This is a genomic window from Pseudoflavonifractor gallinarum (assembly GCF_014982855.1).
Classification (GTDB): Bacteria; Bacillota; Clostridia; order Oscillospirales; family Oscillospiraceae; genus Pseudoflavonifractor_A; species Pseudoflavonifractor_A gallinarum.
In genome coordinates, this window is record NZ_JADCKF010000001.1 from 355,614 (window position 1) to 377,848 (window position 22,235).

A 22,235-nucleotide genomic window follows, 5' to 3' on the forward strand; every position below is an offset into this window, starting at 1 on the left:
ATTTATATTGTTAGAATTTTAACAATCTAGTGGTACTATTATAGCACCTTTCCGACAAAGATACAAGTAGAAGAAGGGGAGAAAGTCAGAAGTTTTATCCAAAGAAAGACCCCCCGGCTTTCGCCGGGGGGTCAGTGCTTTTATGGATCAGCTGTCCAGCTCCTGGATAGCCTTAGCCGCCTCAATGGCCTTCTGCTGGGCCACAGGGGGCGCCTCCTCGTAGCGGACAAAGTGGAAGGTGAAGGAGCCGCGGCTCTGGGTGAGAGAGCGCAGGTCGATGGCATAAGTCATCATCTCGGCCATGGGGACCTCGGCCTCCACCACCTGATTGCCCTTGCCGTCGGGATTCATGCCCATGACACGTCCGCGGCGCTTGTTCAGGTCGCCAATGATGTCACCCATGTAGCTGTCGGGAATGGTGACCTTCAGCTCGCCGATGGGCTCCAGAATGGTGGGATTGGCATCGGGGAGACCGGCCTTGTAGGCCAGCTGGGCCGCCGTCTTAAAGGCCATTTCGGAGGAGTCCACCGGGTGGTAGGATCCATCGTACAGGGTGGCCTTCAGGTTGACTACGGGATAGCCAGCCAGAACACCGTGCTGGACGGCCTCGCGCAGGCCCTTCTCCACGGCGGGGAAGTAGTTCTTGGGCACCGCGCCGCCGAAGACCTCCTCGCAGAACTCCAGCTCTTCCTGCTCGCCAGGCTCGAAGCGGATCTTGACGTCGCCGAACTGGCCGTGACCGCCGGACTGCTTCTTGTGGCGGCCCTGGACCTCCACCTTCTTGCGGATCTTCTCCCGGTAGGCCACACGGGGAATGGAGAGCTCAGCCTCGACGCTGAAGCGGTTCTTCAGCTTGGAGAGGAGTACGTCCATCTGCATATCGCCGGTGCCGGAGACCACCATCTGGCGGGTCTCGGCGTTGTTGGACCAGTTGAAGGTCAGGTCCTCATCGTTCAGACGGGTGAGGCCGGCGGCAATCTTGTCCTCCTGGCCGCGGGTCTTGGGGGCGATGGCCACCGAGTAGCAGGGCTCGGGGAAGGGCAGGGCGGGGAATTTGACCACCTTGCGGGCATCACAGATGGTATCGCCGGTCTTGAGTGCCTCCATCTTGGAGATGGCGCCGATGTCGCCGCAGACCAGCTCCTTGACCTCTTCGGCCTTCTTGCCCTTCATGATATACAGGCGGCCCAGCTTGACGTTTTCGCCGGTGCGGGCGTTCACCAGGGTCATATCGGGGGTCAGGTTGCCGGACATCACCTTGACATAGGAGTACTTGCCGTACTGGTCAGAGGTGGTCTTGAAGACAAAGGCACAGGGATAGGCGCGGTCGGAGAGGACATACTCCTCCAGCTCGCCGTCGGCGTTCTCCACCAGCTCAGCGGAGCCCTCCAGGGGATTGGGGATCAGATCCACCACGGTGTCCAGCAGCATCAGAGTGCCCAGGCCCTGCACGGCAGAACCGCAGACCACCGGGAAGAGGGACAGGTCCCGCACGCCTTGGCGCAGGCCCTGGAGCATCTCGGCATAGGTGAAGTCCTCGCCGGAGAAATACTTGTCCATGAACTCCTCGCTGGTCTCAGCCACCGACTCCTTCAGAGCGTCATAGAGCTCATCCAGCACGGGGAGCTTATCCTCGGGGACCTCGATCTCCACGCGCTTGTCGCCCTGCATCTCATAGGCGCGCTTGTGGAGGACGTCGATGATGCCGATGACCTTCTTGTTCTCGTCCCAGATGGGGGCGACGACGGGGGCCACGTTCTTGCCGAACCGTTCCCGCAGGGCGGCGAAGGCGGCGTTGTAGTCCGCGTTTTCCTCGTCGGTCTTGGAGATGTAGAGGATGCGGGGCATATGGCGCTCCTCGCAGTAGTTCCAGGCCTTCTCAGTGCCCACGCTCAGGGGGCCGGCCTTGGAGGGGGTGACGATCACGGCGGCGCCGGAGACGCTCAGGGCCTCCATGACCTCGCCGGAGAAATCAAAATAACCGGGGGTGTCCAGTACGTTGATCTTACAGCCCTTATAGTCGACGGGGGCCACCGCCGTGGAGATGGAAACCTGACGGCGGATCTCTTCGGGATCAAAATCACAAACGGTGTTGCCATCGGCGGGGGAGCCCATCCGGATGGTGCCACCGGTCAAAAACAGCATGTTCTCGGCGAGGGTGGTCTTGCCGCTGGCGCCATGGCCCAGCAGGCAGATGTTGCGGATGTTTTGCGCGGAATAGCTCATATGGTTTCCTCTCCTTGCGTTCAAAATCGGAGCAGCCGTGCGTCCGATGGAGCGTCACAACTGACATTAGTCATTATAACTCAAAAACAGCATACTGGCAACTGGAATTTTATCAAAATAATGCAAAACGCCGCAAAGCCATGGGAGACAAGCAAAAGCAGGTCTGTGCGATACGTGCACAGACCTGCTTTTGAGAGAAATTCAATTGTCGATTTTGTCACAGAGGGTGTGGACCGCAGAATCTTCCTGCTGGGCCTGGGCCTCCGATATCGTCTCAACGCGCACGGTCTCGGTTGCCGGGAGGACATAGTAGCACAGATAGGAAGTATCCCGGGCGGAGAGAAGGGGTTCTGCGCTCGCATAGCTGTGAAGATGAAATTTCAGCTCCTTCTCTGCGGTCATGCCTACGTAGATCAGTACGGCGCACCGCGGAGCGGGTTCCTCGGTCACAGGAATGGGCTGGAGCAGAAGAGCGGTTGCCTCCGACTCAGGCAGAGCGCTTCGGGTAAAGGCGGCCTGCCCCCCCAATTCCTCTTCATAGAGGAGCACAAGGGCCTCCTGAATGGTCTCCTGCAGCCCGTCCGAGGTACCCGAGTTGGTCTGGGCGCCATAGGAGGCGGGAGCGTCCTGGACCGGCCCATCTGCCTGAGGCTGTGACTTGGGAGCAGCCGGCAAAGAATCAAGTTCTTCGCTCCCGTAAAGGGCAGGCGCGGGGGCAGGAGTAGAGGCGGGAACGGATGTGGGGGAGGGCTCTGCCGAAGGGGGAGCGGAAGAAGCGCTTCCGTCCGGGATCGCCGCGTATACCGAGGGCAGATCTTCCGACGTATCCTCCGTTGCCGGAGGGGTGGAAACAGGAGCAGAAACAGAGGGGAAGCCGGACCCATCGGGCAAAGAGGTGCCGATTGTGGAACGCTCCGTCTGGGGCGTGGGCGAAGGGGAGGAGAGGGTGCTCTCTCCGGGCAGCGCGGTGATCTGGGCCAGGCCAATTCCGCCGGCCCCCAGGAGTACCAGAGCAAAGACCGCCGCCGAGGCGGCCCACTGCCGCCAGTGCCGGGGCAGACCGTGCCGCCGGGGCAGCGGGACCACCTTGGGCTCGGCGTGGATTTGATCCAGGATGCGCTGGGAGAGTCCCTCGGGTACCGGGGCATTCAGCAGCGGGAGCTGATCGTGGAGGGACTCCAGATCCGCACGGAGGGCCCGACAGGGGGCGCAGATCTTCAGGTGCTCCTCCAGACGCACCGCCTCATCGGGCGCAAGGGGGCCATCCAGAGAGGCGCTGATGAGCTCCAGAGCCTCGTCACAGGTGAGCATAGGGGTCCCTCCTTTCGGAATAGAGTAGGGTGATGGGGATTGTGTTCTTAAGGAGTAGACGAAGAAGCAGAGGAAAAGTTCCCGGTGACAATGAGATATTTTCGCAGGGCCAGACGGGCCCGGGCGATGCGGGATTTGACAGTTCCCTCCTCCAACCCAAGAAGCTGGGCGATCTCGGCATAGGAGAGCCCGTCCAGCTCCCGCAGGACCAACACCCGGCGGTGCTCCTCGGAGAGGGAACGCAGCCCCGCGCGGATGAGCTCCTGGACCTCCCGGCGCTCGGCGCTCTGCTCCGGAGAGAAGCGCTCGTCGGGCACATCGGCCTGGCGGCCCTCCTCTTCGTCATCCAGAGAGACCGTCATGGAGAGGCCGCTGCGCCGCTTCTCCCGGCGGAGAAAGTCGATGCACAGATTGGAGGTCAGACGGTAGAGCCAGGTGGAAAAGGAGCTCTCACCCTGGAATTTACTGAGGCCCCGCCAGGCGTTGAGGAAGGCCTCCTGGGTGAACTCGGCCGCGTCGTCCGGGTTGCGAGTCATGCGCAGGGCCAGGTTATAGATGCGGCTCTGATTCTGTTCCACCAGAAGGGCGAAGGCAGACTCGTCGCCCTGCCGGGCCAGTCTGACCAGTTCCGCTTCCGATTGCATGGACACACGCTCCCCTCCTTTCCCGGACGGAAGGAACACGCGTCAGCGCAGGTCCCGCTTGATGCCTTCCGTGACCTTGTAGATATCCTCCATGGTGGAGATTTTGGAGATCTGTTCCTTATAATAGCCCGCATAGGGCACGCCCTTGAGATACCAGGCATAGTGCCGCCGGGCCTCCAGACAGGCCACCTTCTCCCCCTTGTGGGCGGCATTGATCTCAAACTGACGGACCGCGGTATCGCACCGCTGGGCCAGCGGGGGGAGCGGGGGGATCTCCTCCCCGGCGAGCGCGGCGGCGCACTGCTGGAGGAGCCAGGGGTTACCAAACACACCCCGGCCCACCATGGCCATGTCCGCGCCGGTGTAGCGCAGGATGCGCACGGCGGCCTCCGGCGTAAAGACGTCTCCGTTGGCGATGACGGGGACGCTGACCGCCTCCTTGACCGCCCGGATATAGTCCCAGTTGGCCTCCCCGGCGTACATCTGCTTGCGGGTGCGCCCGTGGACAGCCACCGCCGCCGCGCCGGCCTGTTCCATCATGCGGGCAAACTCCACACAGTTGATGGAGCCCTTGTCCCAGCCCAGACGGAATTTGACGGTGACGGGCCGTCCGCCCGCGCCGCGGACCACGGCCTCCAGCACCCGGGCGGCCAGCTCCGGGGTACGCATGAGCCCTGAGCCGTCCCCGCTCTGAGCCACCTTGGGGACCGGACAGCCCATGTTGATGTCGATGATCTGGGCGCCCGAGATCTCGGCGGCCAGTCCGGCGGCCTGTTCCATGCAGGCCGGGTCGCTGCCGAAGATCTGGGCGGCGGCGGGATGCTCGATCTCCCCCAGCTTGAGCAGGGGGATGGATTTTTTGTCCTGGTAGCAGAGTGCCTTGGAGCTGACCATCTCGGTGACGGTGTAGCAGCCGCTCAGCTCCCGGCAAACCGTGCGGAAGCCCAGATCGGTGACGCCGGCCATGGGGGCCAGGACCAGTTTGGAAGGTATGGTGACGCTGCCAATGTTCAAAAGGATCCCTCTCTCAATCAAAACGATAGGTCTTTGGTGTCAGCCGCGTCACAGGGGCGGCCGACTCAATCCTTACTATCATAACATAAGGAGAAAAGGGGGGCAAGGGATGAATCCCGGGCGCGGGGGGCATACTCCTCCCAGGAGGTGATGCGGATGGACAGCGATATGCGGCCCTATCTCTGCTCGGTATGCGGATATGTCTACCAGGCCATGGCGGGAGACGCCGCCCGGGGTGTACCCCCGGGGACCGGGTTTCGCGATTTGCCGGAGGAGTGGGCCTGCCCCCGGTGCCACCAGGGGAAAGAATTGTTCGCACCGATGGAGACATAAGAGATTCAGCCCTTTGGACGGCGTTCCGATCAGGAGGAATGCCGTCCTTTTTGTGCGGATTTTTACCGATAAGCGAAAAAGAGACTGGGAAATGACCTGAAATAGCACAGGAAAAGTGGAGCGGGCAAACTTCTCTTCCCCATTCCGACGGCGTTTTTCCAAAAGCTGGGATATAATGACGGACACACGAAAGATGGCGGCAGGACCGCTGTGGACAGGGAGGAAACCGAAATGGCAGCAAAGGAGACGATCCGAACCCGGGCAGCCCGGGTCAGTGAGGAGATGCGGGAGACCGGACGCCTGGTGCTCCGTGCGCCCATTCTGGTGCGGGGCGCAGAGTGCGCTATGCGCTTCCTCCTGGGAAGCATTTTGGCGGGGGCGGGGATCTTTGGAAACTATGCGCCCTTTGGCCTGGGCATGGTGGCCGCGTCGGGCTCGGGACTGGATGGATTCTGCGCCTTGCTGGGCGCCTGCATGGGGTATCTGCTCTTCCAGGGCTTTGTGGAGGGGCTGCGCTATGCGGCGGCGGCCATACTGATCTTCTCGGTGGCCTTTGCCTTCTATGACATCGGTGCGTACCGCAAGGTGTGGTTTATGCCGGCCGCCGCCGCGCTGATGAATGGGATCACCGGGTTTATCTACCTCTCAGACCGGGGCTGGACGGCCGAGCACTTTATCTTTTTTGGGACTGAGGTACTGCTGGCGGGCGCGTCAGCCTACTTCTACCGCATCGCCTTCTCCCCCTGGACGGAGAACCGGGAGGAGGACGCCCTCACCATCCGGCAGACGGTGAGCCTGCTCATTCTGGCGGGAACGGTGCTGCTCACCTTGTCCAAGATCACACTGGGGGGAGACCTCTCCATTGGACGGCTGGCGGCCGCTCTGGCTGTGATGGTGTGCGCCTATGAGGGCGGCATCGGCGCCGGGGCCACCGTGGGGGTCAGTACCGGGATCGGGATGGATCTGGCGGCAGGAGGGGCGCCCTTTTACTCCATGGCCTATGCGCTCTCCGGGGTCATGGCGGGGGTCTTTCACCGCCAGGGGCGGCTGTGTACCGCCCTGGCCTATGTCCTCTCCAACGCCGTGGCCGTGCTCTGGACCTGGGGGAATGGAGCGCGCCTGTCGGTACTCTACGAGGTCTTTGCTGCGTCGGTGCTCTTTCTCCTCCTGCCGGAGCGGAGCCTGCGCCAGGTCCGGGCTCTGCTGGTCCGGGAGCCCCGCCGGGATACGGTGGACAAGGCCCGGGAGTATGCCAGAAAGCGCCTGGAGGGGACAGCCCGGGCCTTTCGGGAGCTCCACGATTCTCTGCGCAGCCGCTTTGACCACTCCGGCGGAAACGACGGAGATACGGCCATTATCTTTGACCGGGCCGCTAACCGGGTGTGCAAGACCTGTCCCCAGCAGATCATGTGCTGGCAGCGCTCCTATGTGGACACCTATAACGCCCTCAACGACGCCCTGCCCGCCATGCTGGAGCGGGGAAGGGGGGAGGGAAGCGACTTTCCCCTGCACTTTTCCAGCCGGTGCCAGCGGTTTGCACAGTTTCTCTCCGCGGCCAATGAGGAGCTTTCCGCTCTCTTTTACCGCCGGCAGTACCAAAACCGCCTGCGGGAGAGCCGGGGGGAGGTGTGCCGCCAGTATGCCGAGCTCTCGGCCGCCCTGGGCGCGGCGGCCAGCGAGCTCTCGGCGGAGCTCTCCCCCGATCCCCTCCGGGAGAGACGGCTGCGCCAGCATTTTACGGCAATGGGACTGGAGGCCGAGCCTGCGGTCTACTATGACGAGTCCGGACGGCTCCGGATCGAGATCGAGGGGGTAGGGCTTCAATCCCTCCGGCGGGGGGAGGCAGTCAAGCGCCTGGCTCAGCTGATGGATAAGCCCCTGCGTCTGGTGGAGGAGTGTCCGCCCCGCCATGACCGGGTGGTGCTGGCCGAGCGGGAGCCCTTTATGGCCATGGCGGGCGTGGCTGCCCGGAAAAAAGACGGGGAGACCGTGTCGGGAGACACCGGGGCTTGGTTCAAGCAGGAGGACGGGAGCCTCTTTGTGCTCCTGTGCGACGGCATGGGCTCGGGACCCTCCGCCCACCGGGAGAGCAGTGAGGCCGTGCGCCTGCTGGAGCAGTTCCTGCGGGCTGGTGTGCCGCCGGAGGAGGCCCTGCGCACCCTATCGGGGGCACTGGCCCTCCAGGGAGAGGAGACGGGGGGCTTTACCACCATTGACCTGATGCGGGTGGACCTCTTTACCGGTGCGGCGGCAGTCTACAAATACGGTGCGGCCCCCACCTATGTGAAAAAGGGGAACACCGTGCAGCGCATTACAGGCAGTACGCTGCCCGCCGGGCTCTCCCCGGTCCAGGGAGCGGCCCCCGATGTGAGCCGCTTCTCCCTAGAGCCAGGGGACTGCGTGCTGATGGTCTCCGACGGCGTGGCCGGCGGGGAGGGGGATGTGTGGCTCCGGGAGCGGCTGCGCTCCTTCCAGGGGGAGAGCCCAAAGGAGCTGGCCCGCATCCTGATCGAGGAGGGACAGCGGCGGGTGGGGAGCGGAGATGACCGCACCGCCATCCTCCTGCGTCTGGAGCGGCGGACGGAGTAGTGTGCCCACAGAAAATCCCACTTGACAGGGAAGGGACGGGTGTGGTAATTTTATTAAGTAATTAAGAAAATACTTAATAAAAGGAGATGGGGAAATGCCGTCGAAGCGAGTGGCCCGGGTGGGCCGTGGCTGTGTGGCCTGCGGAAGCTGTGTGAAGGTCTGCCCAGTGGGGGCCATCCAGGTATGGAAAGGTGTGGAGGCCCGGGTGGACGGGAACCGCTGCGTGGGCTGCGCCCGCTGTGCCGGGGAGTGTCCCGCGGGGGTCATCGATGTAAAGGCACGGGAGGAACTGGCATGAGACAGAAGCGGCACTGGTACGACTACCTCTGGATCGTGACCCCCATTTATCTGGGGCTGGGCATGTTCAACATCCTCTTTGCCTGGCTGGGCATGATCTCTTTCAGCCTCCCCCTGCTCATCTCCATCTTTGGCGGGGGAAAGCTGTACTGCAACCGCTTCTGTGACCGGGGGCAGTTCCTCAGCCTGCTGGGCAGCCGGCTCAAGCTCTCCCGCAACCGGCCTCTGCCCCGGTGGATGAAGCATCCGGCCTTCCGCTATGGATTTTTGGTGTTTTTCCTGGCCATGTTCGCCAACATGCTCTATGTGACCTGGCTGGTATGGGCGGGAAACCGGGCGCTGGGAACCAGCATCAAGCTGCTGTGGACCTTCCGGGTGCCCTGGGCCTGGGCTTATCCGGTGGAGGTGCCCCCCTGGGTGGCCCAATTTGCCTTCGGATTTTACAGCCTCATGCTCACCTCCACGCTGATCGGCCTGGTGGTGATGGCCCTCTATAAGCCCAGAGGGTGGTGCGTCTTCTGCCCCATGGGGACCATGACCCAGCTCATCTCCCGCCTGCGGGCGGGCCGTCCGGCAGAGGCTGGCTGCGGCGGAAGCTGTGCCTCCTGCACGGCCTGCACCCTCTCCCGGGGAACGGAACAGGAGGGAGAATGATGGGACTGGAGGAACATGCCCGCCAGGTAGCCGATCTGCTGCGGCTGCTGGCCAATGAAAACCGTCTTCTCCTGGTCTGTGCCCTGCTGGAGGGACCCAAGGGGGTGGGGGAACTGGCTGCGGTGGTGCCGGGGATCACCCGGCCGGCCCTCTCCCAGCACCTTCACGCCCTGCGGGGAGCGGGACTGCTGCGGGATGAGAAGCGGGGACAGTTTGTGACCTATTCCCTGGCCGACCCCCGCCTGCGGGAGGTATTGGCCGTACTGAAGCGGGAATACTGTCCCGATCCCTGAGGACCCTTTGCGTGGGGCCTATTTTGTGATAGACTATGAGGTACAGAGCGTGCCGGCCGGACTTGAGCCTTGTCGTTCAAGTCCGGCCGGTATTTTTGTCTATGATTTTTATGTTTTGTATTCATATACAGGCGAGCGCAGAGGATGACAGATATGAAGAAACTTGTGGTTGGCATATTGGCCCACGTGGACGCGGGCAAGACCACCCTCTCAGAGGGGATGCTCTACGTCAGTGGAGCGGTACGCAAACTGGGCCGGGTAGACCATCAGAACGCTTTTCTGGACACCGACGCCCTGGAGCGGCAGCGGGGCATTACCATCTTCTCCAAGCAGGCGGTCTTCACCCTGCCTACCGTGGAGGTGACCCTGCTGGACACCCCGGGCCATGTGGATTTTTCCAGCGAGATGGAGCGCACCCTCCAGGTGCTGGACTGTGCCATTCTGGTCATCAGCGGAACCGACGGGGTACAGGGCCATACCCAGACCCTGTGGAAGCTGCTGGAGCGCTACCATATCCCCACCCTGCTCTTTGTCAACAAGATGGACCTGGACGGAGCCGACCGGGCGGGCTGCCTGGCCCAGCTCCGGGAGCGGCTGCACGACGGCTGTGTGGACTTTACCCAGGAGCGGGAGGGGGAGACCCTCCAGGAGCAGGTCGCCATGTGCGAGGAGGCCACCTTGGAGCGCTATCTGGAGACCGGAACCGTGGAGGACGGGGACATCCGTCGCCTGATCCGGGAGCGCAGGCTCTTTCCCTGCTGGTTTGGCTCGGCCCTCCGGCTGGAAGGGGTGGAGGCCTTCCTGGAGGGCCTGGAGCGCTATGCGCCTATCCCCGACTATCCGGCGGACTTTGGGGCCCAGGTCTATAAGATCGGCCGGGACGCCCAGGGGGGGCGTCTCACCTATCTGAAGGTCACGGGAGGCAGCCTGAAGGTCAAGGATCTGCTCTCGGGCGGAACGGGCGACGCCGGAGGGGAGGCCCCGTGGGAGGAGAAGGTGGACCAGATCCGCATCTACTCTGGTGAGCGCTTTCAGACGACCGACCGGGCCGAGGCGGGGACGGTGTGCGCCGTCACCGGGCTCACCCATACCCGGGCGGGGGAGAGTCTGGGGAGCGCCCGGCCCATGCAGCTTCCCATGCTGGAGCCGGTACTCACCTACCGGCTCAACCTGCCCGAGGGTGCCGATCCCCACACCGCCCTGCGGCGGCTGCGGGAGCTGGAGGAGGAGGACCCCCAGCTCCACATCCTCTGGAACGAGTCCCTGCGGGAGATCCACCTTCAGCTCATGGGAGAGGTCCAGCTGGAGATCCTGCGCGCCATCATCGAGGAGCGGTTTGGGCTCTCGGTGACCTTTGACACGGGGAGCATCCTCTACAAAGAGACCATTGCCGCCCCGGTGGAGGGAGTGGGGCACTTTGAGCCCCTGCGCCATTACGCCGAAGTCCATCTGCTGTTGGAGCCCGGCCCCCGGGGGAGCGGCATGTGTTTTGCCACTGCGTGCAGCGAGGACATGCTGGACCGCAACTGGCAGCGTCTGGTGCTCACCCATCTGGCCGAGCGGGTCCATCTGGGGGTTTTGACCGGCTCTCCGATCACCGATATGAAGATCACCCTGGTGGCGGGCCGGTCCCATGCCAAGCACACCGAGGGAGGCGACTTCCGCCAGGCCACCTACCGGGCGGTGCGCCAGGGCCTCATGGAGGCCGAGAGCATTCTGCTGGAGCCCTGGTACGACGTGCGCCTGGAAGTGCCGGCGGCCCAGGTGGGACGGGCCATGTCAGACCTCCAGCGGAGAGGGGGAACCATGGAGCCCCCGGAGACCGTGGGAGAGTATGCCGTCCTGACCGGGCGGGCGCCGGTGGCCGGAATGCGGGACTATGCCGCCGAGGTGGCCGCCTATACCAGGGGCCAGGGCCGTCTCTTCTGCACCCTAAGCGGCTATGAGCCCTGCCACAACGCCCAGCAGGTAGTGGAGGAGATAGGCTATGACCCGGAGCGGGATGTGGAACACACCCCGGACTCTGTTTTCTGTACGCATGGTGCGGGATATGTGGTAAAATGGGATCAAGTAAAGGCCCAGATGCATGTGGAGAGCGGACTCATGCGGAGAGAGGAGGAGCCGGAGATATCCGAGAGCCAACCCCGGCGGGAGGCGCGGTATACCGGCTCTCTTGCGGAGGATGCGGAGCTCCAGGCCATCTATGAGCGGACCTACGGAAAGGTGGAGCGGGATGCCTTCCGTCCCCAGCCCAAGGCCCCAGCCCGCACCAGCCTGGATGAGAGCCGGTATAATGTCCGCACTCAGAACCGGGGACCGGAGTATCTGCTGGTGGACGGGTACAACATCATCCACGCCTGGGACGAGCTCAAGGAGCTGGCCCGGTCGGACCTGTCTGCCGCCCGGAAAGCGCTGATGGATATTCTGAGCAACTACCAGGGCTTCCGAAAGTGTGAGGTCATCGTGGTCTTTGACGCCTACAAGGTCAAAGGAAATCCCGGCAGTGTGTCTAAGTATCACAACATCCATGTGGTGTACACGAAAGAGGCGGAGACGGCGGACAACTATATCGAAAAGGTCACCTATGAGCTGGGGCGGAAATACCAGGTCCGGGTGGCCACCTCCGACGGTGTGGAACAGCTCATCATCCTGGGACACGGAGCCCTGCGTGTCTCGGCCCGGATGTTCCGCATGGAGATCGAACAGGCGGAGGGGCAGATCGCCGATCTCATCGCACAAAACAACCGAAAGAACCGGAAGCTGGACCAGCTCCAGTACCGTCTTGGTGGAGAACAGAAGGCATAGAGAGGACGAACAGAAGGCCATCCTATGGATTAAGCCGCAAAACATCGGTATTGACTCATACCGATGTTTTGCGGCTCTTTGTTTGGAACGAAACCGAAACGCAATGAAACAATACGATACAAAATAGTTCAATGCGTTGGAAAGAGAAACGGTTTGAAACAGTGGCTGTAAAAGGGCGCTTTGTATAAGCCCCCGTACCGCAGAGGAGAGTCTCTGTGATACGGAGGCAATTTTTTATCCCAATGCGTGGAAGAGATCCCCGAAGATCATGTCCCGGTGACAGTAAGTGGCGGTGCGCATCCGATGGCGTCCCCGGGGCGTGTGGTCCCAGGTCAGGTCGTTGTTCAGCGTGGGGGCCTCGGTCTCCAGCGTGAGGACCCAGTTGGGATTTTTCAGGAAGGCGATGGTGGAGATATCCCAGATGACCCGGCTCCAGGCCACATACTGGGTGGGGAACTGGGAGAGATATGCGTCGCTCTGATCGGACTGTCCCTTGAGATAGCCCTGACGGTTGAGGTCCATGAGCGCAATGGAGGCCTCCGGCTTCTGGAAGGCGTCCAGACAGTTCTGAGCCAGATAGCGGCCGATCTCGCTGCGCTCCCAGAGGCGGCAGCGCAGCTCGTCCTCTGTAGTGGTGAGGAGAGAGGCCACGCCCATGCAGGGAATGTGGACCAGGGGGACGCCGCTGTCTAGGACCACCTGAACGGCCCGGACATCCTGATAGAGGTTATACTCAAAGCCGTGTCCAAAGGAGAGCGGCTGTCCTCCCAGCCAGACCACCACCAGCTTGCGGGCGATCTCGGGGGCCATCAGGAGGGCGGAGGCCACGTTGGTCAGGGCGGCAATGGCGGCCACATAGAGCGGCTCCTCGCTTTCCGTAGCACGGCGGATCAAATCCCGGGCGGCGTCGCTCTCGATGGCGCCCTCCGCAGGGAGATAGCCGGGGGAGCCCCGGAAGACTCGCCCGGAGGAGTCTTCCTTCAGCAGCGAAAAGAGCTTGAGGATCTCCTGATAGCTCTGCTCCATACCGTGGGCCGGGCCGTCCGCGGCGCCGTGCAGGGCGCTGGCCAGCTTGCTCTCCTCACTTTCGCCCAGGGGAGAGGGACCGTGGGAGAAGGGCGCGGCATAGACTGCCTCCACCGAAAAGCGCTCCTTGGAGCGCAGCGCCCAGGCAATGGCGAACTGGTCATCTACCTCATTTTTGGCGTCAGTGTCAATGACCAGACGCAGCTTCCCAGTGGGAATGGTCAGTCTGGATCGGATTTCTTCTTGTGTCAGCGGCTGATACATACCATATGCTCCTTTCAGATGGCGGAGGATTTCGAGGGGACCAGTGCCGTGAGTGCGTCGTCTACCTGCTGTGCATGGGGGATGGAGGGGGCGGCGCCCGGCCGGGCGACGGCCAGAGCGGCTGCCATGCTGGCCCGGGTCAGGGCCTGAGCATGACTGAGTCCCATGCAGACCGACGCAAAGAAATAGCCGGTGAAGGTATCGCCGGCCGCCGTGCTGTCCACGGCTTCCACGGGGAAGATGGCCTGACGGAGGAGACCCTGCTCACTGGCACAGAGAGAGCCATTGTCACCCAGGGTAAGAACGACCTGCATACCCGGCCAGCGGCGGCGCAGAACCTGGCAAATGTCCTGAGGCTCCTGCTCACCGGTGAGTCCGGCGCCCTCGATCTCATTGAGAATGAGCCAGGAGACACCGCTGAGATCGGTATGCAAGAGGGCATCATCCAGCGGGGAGGGATTGAGGACCACCTGCATACCACGCTCCCGGCCCTGGGCGATCAGGTAGGGGAGGCAGGAGATCTCATTTTGCAGAAAGAGCCAGTCTCCGGGGGCAAAATGCGCCAGAACTGCGTCCACTTCCTCCCGGGAGATGGACTGGTTGGCGCCGCCGTAGAGCAGGATGCAGTTCTGTCCCAGCGGGTCCACCTGTATGATGGCGTGCCCGGTGGGCAGGATGGAGTCCTGGTGGACGAGAGAGACATCTACCCCGCTCTCAGAGAGCTCCCGCAGGAGAAAGGCGCCGTCGCTGCCGATCTTTCCCGCGTGCCACACGGGCAGACCGGCCCGGGCCAGGGCAATGCTCTGGTTGAGTCCCTTTCCGCCTCCGGCGGTCTTCATCTCCAGGGACGCCAGCGTCTCGCCCGCACGGACAAAATGGGGCACGATGTAGGAGCGGTCGATGTTGAGAGAACCGAAATTAAGTACCTTCATGCAGATGAACCTCCATGCGTTGCGGATCAAGGGAGTTGTCTTGTCCTTTCAACAGGGCTGTGGTAAAATATGTACTACTAAACAAAGATGCGGGAGGAAGTGAGAGAAATGGCGGTGACGCTGCGGGATGTGGCGCGGCTTGCGGGGGTTTCCCCCGGGGCGGTGTCTCAGGTGCTCAACGGAAAACCCCACCGGATCTCTCCCGAGACCTGCGAGCAGATCCGGCAGGCCGCGGCACAGCTGCGCTATGTCCCCAACCAGAATGCAGTGACGCTGGTGACCGGGCAGAGCCAGGCGATGGGCGTGGTGATTCCGGACATCCGGAACCTCTTTTTTGCCGAGCTGGTCAGCGGCGTGGAAGCAGTGGCGCTGGAGGCGGGGTGGAATATCGTCATCACCTCGTCCAGCGACAAAAGTGCGCTGGCTCTGGCCAATTTCCGGACGCTGGCGGCCCGGGATGTAGGGGCGATTCTTCTGGTCCCGGCCAGCGATGCGGATGAGACGCTGGCCATGGAGTACCGTCAGGCCATCCGGGATTATGGCCGCCCTGTGGTCCAGGTGGACCGGATCATTCCGGATCTTGGCGTGAGTCTGACCGCCATCCACCAGAGGCGGGGAGCCAAACTGGCCATGGAGCACCTGCTGGATCTGGGACACCGCCGGGTGGCCTGCGTATTGGGCCCCACCAATACCTGTGCGCCCCGGCTGAGCGGGGTGCAGGAGGCCTGCGCCCAGCGGGGGATCGCTCTGCGGGAGCGAGATCTCTACCCGGGGGCCTATACGATGGAGAGCGGGTATGCCGTGGCCGACGCCATTTTGGAGGGGGGCTACACGGCGGTATTCTGCTTCAATGATATGATGGCCTATGGATTTTACAAGCGGTGTCGGGAGCGGGGAATCTCCATCCCTCACGATCTGTCTGTCATGGGCTTCGACGGAGTGCTCTTCTCCGACTATCTGGAGAAACCCCTCAGCACGGTGTGGCAGCCTGCCCGTCAGCTGGGTGTGGAGGCCGCCCGGCAGGCCTTCCGGGAACTGGAGTGTCCGGAAGAGGCGGGGAAGTGTACTCTGCTGGAGCCGCAGCTCCAGATCCGGGAGAGCACTGCGCCGCCGGCGGCCGGAGCCGTCTGTCAGGAAACATAAACGGGCATCCGTCTCAGGGACGGATGCCCGTTTTTTCTGTGGTCATCCGACCGGCTTGGCCGCAGGCTGGTTCTGTGCTTTCCGACGTTTATGATTGCTTCTGCGGTACTGCCGTACCGAGAAGAGGATCAGACCCACCAGGGTGACACAGTAGGGGATGGTGCGTACCAGATCGGCCGGCCAGCCCAGCACGCCGGCGGCGTTGGAGAAGGCATCGGCCGCGCCGAAGAGGAGCGAGGTAAGGGCGGTACCGATGGGGTGGGAGCAGCCCATGGCCTCGGCGGCGATGGCAATCCATCCACGGCCGGCCACCATGTCCCGGGAGAACCAGGAGACATAGCCCATGGACATGAAGGCGCCGCCCAAGCTGGCCAGGAAACCAGAGATGAGCAGGGCAACGGCCTGCACCCGCATGACATGGATACCCACCGACTCGGCGGCATGGGCATCCTCACCCACCGCGCGGAGATGGAAGCCCAGAGGGGTGCGCTTGAGCAGGATGTACACGGCGATGACCGAGAGAAAGGCCAGATAGGTCAGGATATTGTGTCCGGAGAGGATCTCACCCACCACCGGGATCTGGTCCAGGAGCGGGATCTTTACCTGGGGCAGAACGCCGCTGGGTACCGAGGCGGAGGTGCCCTTGTCGTGGCAGAAGAGATACAGGGCGAACACGGTGCCGCCGGAGGCAAGGGAGTTGATGGCGATGCCGCCCAGAATCACATTGGTGCGGTAGTACAGGGTGAAAAAGGCCAGAATACCGGCGCACAGCAGACCGGAGAGAATGGCACACAGCAGGCCGATCCACGCGCTGGAGGAGAGCGCGGAGGTCATCATACCCACAAAGGCGGCGATGAGCATAATGCCTTCCAGGGCGATGTTGGGAATGCCTGCGGTGTTGGCCACCACCATGCCCATGGCCGCAAAGACGATGGGCGTGGTCACACGCAGGATGGAATAGAAGAAACTGGGTGTGAGAATCACATTAAGCAGCGCGTCCATGCTTGACCCCCTTTTCAATCCACTTCTGACGATAGGTATGAAGGAACCGCTCGGCGGAGACCAGGAGAATGATCAGCGCCTGAAGGATGGAGACCATCTCAGTGGGCACGTCGGAGAGTCGGGCCACCATGTCGGCGCCCACCCGGAGATAGGCCACGAACAGGGCCGAGAGCACCACGCCCAGGGGGTGGTTTCCGCCCATCATGGCGATCATGGCTCCGTCAAATCCGTAGCCGGGCAGAGCGGTCCACTCAAAGCGCTGGTGCAGGCCGATGGTCTCCACTGCGCCGCCCATGCCGGCCAGCACGCCTGAGACCAGGTGGGCCATGATGATCACTTTGGCGGTGTTGATGCCCGAATAGCGGGCAAAGTCCCGGTTGATACCGGTCATACGGATCTCATAGCCCCACTTGGTGCGGTAGAGGAAGAGATAGGTGAGGAGCACGCAGGCCAGGGCGATGATCAGGCCGAAATGGATCCGGGTGCCGGGGACGATCTTGGGAAGAAGGGCGGTCTCGGCAAATTTATAGGAGATCTGGTTGCCGGTCTCCGGGTCCCGCATGAAGTTGGTGAGGATCCACAGGCCGACGCCCAACAGAATGTTGTTGAGCATGAGGGAGGTCACCAGCTCGCTGGCATTGAATTTGGCCCGGAGTACGCCGGGAATGGCCATCACGGCCGCGCCGATCACGCCGCCCAGGATGACGATGACCAGAGGATGGATCCCGGCGGGCATGGAGTAGAAAATGGCCACCAGGGAGACCACGGCGCCCGAGATGTAGTAGATGCCCTCGGCGCCCAGGTTGAAGAGGCTGGCCTGGAACACCACCGCCATGGCTAGGCCCGAGAAGATGAGGGGGATGGCGGCCTCTACGATGTTGCCCAGGTGACGCTTGGAGTCAAAGGGTCCCACGGTGAAGATCCGGATGGCCTCCAGAGGGGTATCGCTGATGAGGAAAATGATCACATAGGCCGCCGCCAGCGCGATGAGCAGGGAGACGGCGGTGCGGAGCAGTTGGAAGCTTCGTTCCCGGTTCATTTTGTCACCTCCTGGATGCGTTCCGGGGAGTGCCGCTGGAGCCCCAGCATGCACAGGCCCAATTCTTCTTCGGTCACGGCGGAGACATCGGGGAAATAGGCCACGATCCGTCCGTCATACAGGACCACCACCGCGTCAGAGAGCTTCATGACTTCAGCCAGGTCCGCCGAGATGAGCAGGACGGCGCTTCCGCTGTCCCGGAGGGAGAGGATCTTCTGGTGGATGATACGGGCCGCGCCGATGTCCACGCCGCGGGTGGGCTGTTCGGCGATGAGCACGCTGGGCTGACCGCTGCACTCCCGGGCCACGACCACCTTCTGCATATTGCCGCCGGAGAGCATGGAGATCTTGGAGGCACCGCTGCCGCACTTGATCTCGTAGTCGGCAATGCTCTGACGGGTAAAGGCGTCGATCTGCTCATTGGAGAGCAGGCCCGCAGGGCCGGAGACCGGGGCGCGGTAATAGGAGCAGGAGATCAGATTCTCCCGGATGGAGGCTCCGGCCGCCGCACCCTGGCGCAGCCGGTCCTCGGGAATGTAGCCGAGGCCGCCCTCCCGCAGGGCGCGCACCTTCTGGCGGGAGATGTCCATGCCGTTGATCTCCACACGGCCCTGCTCCAGCTCCCGGGCGCGGGTGAGCAGCTCCACCAGCTCCACCTGGCCGTTGCCCTGGACGCCGGCCACACCCAGTACGGTGCCTGCGTGGACGGCAAAGCTGACGTCGTCCAGAACGGGGACCTGGGCGCCGCCGTAGTAGGAGAGGTGCTCGGCCCGGATCAGGACCTCGCCAGGGGTACAGGGAGCTTTTTCCAGCTCCCCGCCGCCCTCCCAGCCTACGATCTTGGCGGAGAGCTCTTCCTCGGTCAGCTCATCGGTGTCGTAGACGCCCACGCTGCGGCCGTTGCGCATGACTGTGACCCGGTTGGAGATGGCCTTGACCTCCCGCAGCTTGTGGGAGATGAAGATGATGGTGTGTCCCAGGTCCTTGAGCACGTTGAGCTCGGCAAAGAGCTGGTCGGTCTCCTGGGGGGTAAGCACGGCGGTAGGCTCGTCCAGAATCAGGATACGGGCGCCGCGGGCCAGCGCCTTGAGAATCTCCACCTTCTGCTTGATGCCCACCGGGAGAGTGCCCACCACGGCGGTGGGGTCGATATCAAAGTGATATTTTTCACCCAGCTCCCGGGCAAAGTCGTTGACCTTGGCCGAGTCCACGAAGAGCCCCTTTTTGGGCTCGATGCCCAGGGCGATGTTCTGGGCCACGGTGAAGGAGTTGACCAGCATGAAATGCTGATGGACCATGCCGATGCCATGAGAAATGGCATCCTCCGAGGAGTTCATCTCCAGAGGAGCTCCCTCCAGGGTGATGGTGCCGGAGGAGGGCTTCTCCATCCCGAAGAGGATCTTCATCAGCGTGGTCTTACCAGCGCCGTTTTCGCCCACCAGCGCATGGATCTCACCGCGCTTGAGGTTAAAGTTTACATCCTCGTTGGCGACAATGCCGTTGCCGTAGATCTTGGATATATGCTCCATGTTCAATACATACTCTTCCTGCACGGGAACACCTCCTGTTTGGTAAGGCCGCCGCCTGCTCCGACGGGAACAGGCGGCGGGAAAAGGATCCGGTCTGGAATGGGGAGGATCAGGGCTTGGCAGCCTGACGGATCTGCTCCACTTCCTCGGTGGACATGCCCACGGTATCCAGCGGGGTCACCTCGCCGGAGATGACCTTCTGCCACTCGGCGTCCACATAGTCGCGGCTCTCCTGGGAGAGGAGCTTCTCATAGAATTCGTTCTTGGCGATGGTCACGCCGTTTTCCTTCAGGCCCAGCATCTCGTTGGTGCCCCAGGGAATCTCGCCGTTGAGGAAGCGCTCCACCGCGTCACAGGTGTACTGGGGGATGTTCTTGATGGAGGAGGTGATGATGAGGCTGGCGGCCTCGGGATCGCTGTCCTTGAGGCTCATAGCCTGGTCGGTATCCACGCCGATGGCAAAGCGGGGCTCGCCCTTGGCAGTGAACTCCTTGGCGGCGTCAAACACGCCCAGGCCGGAGGCACCGGCGGCGGTGTAGATGATCTGGGTATCCTGGTACATGATCAGGGCGTTTTCCTTGGCCTTGCTGGGATCAGTAAAGCTGCCGACGTAGGAATAGGCCACCTTGATGTCGGGGTTGACGTGCTGGGCACCATCGATGTAGCCGATGAGGAACTCGTTGATGCCGGGGATGTCCAGACCGCCCACAAAGCCGATCTGGTTGACGCCCAGCTCCTCGGCCTTCTTGGCGGCGACCATGCCGGAGAGGAAGCTCATCTCGCCCATCTTGGCCAGCATGGCATACACGTTGTCGGGCACATCGGTCATCGTGGCGTCCACGTTGATGAACAGCTGCTCGGGGAACTCCTCGGCCACCTGGATCAGAGTGTCGTTGACCGAGTCGGACACGGTGAGGATCAGGTCATAGGAGCCATCTTCACAGTAGTCCACAAAGGTGGGGTACCACTTGGTCTGGTCGGTGCCCATCTCCACGGTCTTGACCTGGGCGCCCAGCTCGCTCTGGATCAGGTCCATGGCGGAGTTGGTGGCGTCAAAGAAGGACTTGTCGCCCAGCAGGCCGGGGACCAGCAGAACGAGGTTCAGAGACTCACCGTTCTTGGGGGTGTAGGAGCCGGTCTGAGCGGTGGGAGCGGGGGTAGCGGAGCTGGTGCCGCCGGTCTGAGCGGGATCGCGGGTGCTGCACGCAGCCAGGCCCAGACCCATGGTGACAGCCAGAGTGAGGGCGATGAGAGACTTCCATACTTTCATGATGTACCTCCAGATTCTTCCTTTGTTTTTATGAACAGCGGCGGTGAGCCGCTGCGGCATATGAGAGAAGCTCAGCGCTTCATCAGCGCGACAGTACGCCGGGCCAGGTCCGAGATGGACGCCTCAGGATACCCATGCACACCGGTCTGGAGCCGGTCCGCCAGCGGCTCGATCCACTGGGCGGGGAGCGCCTTGGCGCCCAGCAGAACGCCCAGGACGGAACCGGCCGTAGCGGCGTTGCAGTCGGTGTCAAAACCGCACTCCACCGCCAGGCCAATGGTGCGGGTGAAGTCACACTCGCCCCAGAGCAGGGCCATGGCGACCAGCATGGCGTTGGGGATCACGTGGCACCAGTCAAAGGAATCGGTCTCATCCCAGGCCTGATGGACCCGCTCCACGGCCTCTTCGGCGGACAGGCCGTCGGCGTGCCACTGGAGAACCTCCTCCACGGCGGCGGTTAGGCGGGAGTGCGCGGGGATCTGGCCCAGGCCCTGCCGGAGGATAGCGGCGGGGGTGCCGCCTCCAAAGGCAGCGGCCGACATGGCGGCGGCAAACATGGCGCCATAGATACCGTTTTTGGTGTGGGAAATACGGGCATCCCGCCAGGCCATATCTGCGGCGGTCTCGGGATCACAGGGATTGACCCAGCCATACAGATCGGTGCGGATCTGTGCGCCGATCCACTCCCGGTAGGGGTTGCGGAGGGAAGCAGAGGCGGGCGGGGGGACCAGATTGGCCAGATTGCGGTAGGCCACCCGCTCGGCAGAGCAGGTAAGCAGGAAGGGAAGGCTGGTCAGCCAGCCCACCGCCACATCCTCTGAGGTGAAGTCCCGGCCTACCCGCTCCAGGATTTTCAGGGAAAAGACGGTGTAGTTGGTGTCGTCGTCCTCCCGCATACAGTCGATCAGATTGATCCAGTTTTTGTGGAGGGCGTCATAGGGACCGGGGCCGTCGGTCACATCCCAGCGCTTGCGCACCTCCTCCGGCAGATCGGAGGAGAGATAGCGGGCAATGGGATAATTGTTTGTCTCCTTCAGCAGACCCTGGATCCGGGCGCGGGTCCAGCTCTCCACCGGCTGGCCCAGCAGACAGCCGGCACAGCGGCCCAGCCATCCGCCCAGCACCCGGTCCTCCACATCCCCGGAGAGGGTCAGAGGGGGGCTCTGGGGACGCAGCGCCCGGATGGCATCCAGATCATCCGGCTCCCGGGCGGCCTGGGCGGGATCGACCGGCAGCTGAGCAATTGCATCATACAGTTTCCAGGCAGCTTGTTCCCGGCTGCCCCCGGAGGGAAGGTTCTGGATCTGCTGTTGCAGTTCCTGCGGAATGGTCCGTCCTTCCTGCTGAGCCTGGCGCAGCTCCCAGGCGATATCATCTGCGGCACGCAGCCACAGGTCCTGCTCGAGCATGTTCATCCTCCTTGTCGGCTGTACAGATAGGGGAGAAAATCAGAGAAATCACAATTTAGAGTTGTGAAATTTAACTGATAAAGCGTTTTATCAATCAGATTATATAGAGAAAAAAGCGCTGTGTCAATTATTGTTGTAAAAAAAGACATACTTTTTTCAAATGGAAAGAAGGGCCGCAGTGGGGGGCGGTGTGTGCACAGATGGAAAGATTGGGGACAAATCGGCGGAAGAAGAGCGGGAAAATAGTGAAATGGGGCAGCAAGAAAACGGAAACTCTATATTACAAAAATTAGACACTGTTTTTGTGCAATTACAACTAAAATTGAAATTGAAAAAAAGAGCACTTGCGCAATTTAACAAAAAGAGATATACTGTGTTCATCAGGTGAAACGTATAACTAAACAAGACCACCGAAATGATACCGTTATGAAGGCGGGAGGGGAGCCAAATAGCAA

The 22,235-nt window shown here is 62.2% G+C and carries 18 protein-coding genes; 7 read left to right on the forward strand and 11 right to left on the reverse strand.

Annotated elements, in window-relative coordinates; genetic code table 11:
* Positions 1-147: 147 nt before the first annotated feature.
* The 4 genes from INF37_RS01720 to dusB all read right to left on the reverse strand — a co-directional run bounded on the left by INF37_RS01720 (position 148) and on the right by dusB (position 5,195).
* Entirely contained in the window at positions 148-2,226 is a 2,079-nt protein-coding gene (locus tag INF37_RS01720) for an elongation factor G (RefSeq protein WP_193535996.1), read from the reverse strand.
* A gap of 201 nt (positions 2,227-2,427) precedes the next feature.
* A complete protein-coding gene (locus tag INF37_RS01725) occupies positions 2,428-3,537 on the reverse strand; it encodes an anti-sigma factor (RefSeq protein WP_193535998.1) in 1,110 nt (369 codons plus the stop codon).
* A 47-nt stretch (positions 3,538-3,584) separates the two neighbouring features.
* A complete protein-coding gene (locus tag INF37_RS01730) occupies positions 3,585-4,181 on the reverse strand; it encodes an RNA polymerase sigma factor (RefSeq protein ID WP_193536131.1) in 597 nt (198 codons plus the stop codon).
* Positions 4,182-4,223: 42 nt separating this feature from the next.
* Positions 4,224-5,195: a tRNA dihydrouridine synthase DusB gene (gene dusB / locus INF37_RS01735; protein ID WP_101692257.1), complete on the reverse strand. Its 972-nt coding sequence runs from the start codon at positions 5,193-5,195 to the stop codon at positions 4,224-4,226.
* Positions 5,196-5,351: 156 nt separating this feature from the next.
* On the opposite strand from dusB, the gene INF37_RS01740 reads away from it, so the two are divergent.
* The 6 genes from INF37_RS01740 (at position 5,352) to INF37_RS01765 (ending at position 12,166) form a co-directional block, all read left to right on the forward strand.
* Entirely contained in the window at positions 5,352-5,528 is a 177-nt protein-coding gene (locus INF37_RS01740) for a rubredoxin (protein WP_408004138.1), read from the forward strand.
* A gap of 231 nt (positions 5,529-5,759) precedes the next feature.
* On the forward strand, positions 5,760-8,117 hold the full coding sequence (locus INF37_RS01745; protein WP_193536000.1) for a SpoIIE family protein phosphatase: 2,358 nt from the start codon (positions 5,760-5,762) through the stop codon (positions 8,115-8,117).
* A gap of 94 nt (positions 8,118-8,211) precedes the next feature.
* A complete protein-coding gene (locus INF37_RS01750; RefSeq protein WP_193536003.1) occupies positions 8,212-8,415 on the forward strand; it encodes a 4Fe-4S dicluster domain-containing protein in 204 nt (67 codons plus the stop codon).
* A complete protein-coding gene (locus INF37_RS01755) occupies positions 8,412-9,068 on the forward strand; it encodes a 4Fe-4S binding protein (protein WP_193536005.1) in 657 nt (218 codons plus the stop codon). Before INF37_RS01750 ends, INF37_RS01755 begins: the two co-directional genes overlap by 4 nt.
* Positions 9,068-9,361, forward strand: a complete 294-nt coding sequence (locus INF37_RS01760; protein ID WP_235964128.1) for an ArsR/SmtB family transcription factor — start codon at positions 9,068-9,070, stop codon at positions 9,359-9,361. The genes INF37_RS01755 and INF37_RS01760 overlap by 1 nt, the downstream gene beginning before the upstream one ends.
* A 153-nt stretch (positions 9,362-9,514) precedes the next feature.
* The gene (locus tag INF37_RS01765) at positions 9,515-12,166 is read left to right on the forward strand and encodes a translation factor GTPase family protein (protein ID WP_193536007.1); all 2,652 of its coding nucleotides are present in this window, start codon (positions 9,515-9,517) and stop codon (positions 12,164-12,166) included.
* A 234-nt stretch (positions 12,167-12,400) separates the two neighbouring features.
* On the opposite strand, the gene INF37_RS01770 is transcribed toward INF37_RS01765, so the two are convergent.
* Both INF37_RS01770 and INF37_RS01775 read right to left on the reverse strand, forming a co-directional pair.
* On the reverse strand, positions 12,401-13,456 hold the full coding sequence (locus INF37_RS01770) for a nucleoside hydrolase (RefSeq protein WP_186963060.1): 1,056 nt from the start codon (positions 13,454-13,456) through the stop codon (positions 12,401-12,403).
* Positions 13,457-13,470: 14 nt separating this feature from the next.
* Positions 13,471-14,388: a ribokinase gene (locus INF37_RS01775; RefSeq protein WP_193536009.1), complete on the reverse strand. Its 918-nt coding sequence runs from the start codon at positions 14,386-14,388 to the stop codon at positions 13,471-13,473.
* A gap of 108 nt (positions 14,389-14,496) precedes the next feature.
* Between INF37_RS01775 and INF37_RS01780 the strand changes: the two genes are divergently transcribed.
* Positions 14,497-15,531, forward strand: coding sequence for a LacI family DNA-binding transcriptional regulator (locus INF37_RS01780; RefSeq protein ID WP_193536011.1), 1,035 nt, complete (start codon positions 14,497-14,499; stop codon positions 15,529-15,531).
* 42 nt (positions 15,532-15,573) lie between these two features.
* Here the strand turns inward: INF37_RS01780 and INF37_RS01785 are convergent, their stop codons facing one another.
* The 5 genes from INF37_RS01785 to INF37_RS01805 all read right to left on the reverse strand — a co-directional run bounded on the left by INF37_RS01785 (position 15,574) and on the right by INF37_RS01805 (position 21,780).
* The gene (locus INF37_RS01785; protein WP_101692249.1) at positions 15,574-16,533 is read right to left on the reverse strand and encodes an ABC transporter permease; all 960 of its coding nucleotides are present in this window, start codon (positions 16,531-16,533) and stop codon (positions 15,574-15,576) included.
* Positions 16,517-17,572: an ABC transporter permease gene (locus INF37_RS01790; protein WP_101692248.1), complete on the reverse strand. Its 1,056-nt coding sequence runs from the start codon at positions 17,570-17,572 to the stop codon at positions 16,517-16,519. Before INF37_RS01790 ends, INF37_RS01785 begins: the two co-directional genes overlap by 17 nt.
* Complete coding sequence (locus INF37_RS01795; RefSeq protein WP_328821002.1) at positions 17,569-19,125, reverse strand: ABC transporter ATP-binding protein; 1,557 nt, start codon at positions 19,123-19,125, stop codon at positions 17,569-17,571. The genes INF37_RS01790 and INF37_RS01795 overlap by 4 nt, the downstream gene beginning before the upstream one ends.
* Positions 19,126-19,210: 85 nt before the next feature.
* Complete coding sequence (locus tag INF37_RS01800; protein WP_186963058.1) at positions 19,211-20,371, reverse strand: BMP family ABC transporter substrate-binding protein; 1,161 nt, start codon at positions 20,369-20,371, stop codon at positions 19,211-19,213.
* Between the two features lie 71 nt (positions 20,372-20,442).
* Entirely contained in the window at positions 20,443-21,780 is a 1,338-nt protein-coding gene (locus tag INF37_RS01805) for an ADP-ribosylglycohydrolase family protein (RefSeq protein WP_186963057.1), read from the reverse strand.
* Positions 21,781-22,235: the final 455 nt, after the last annotated feature.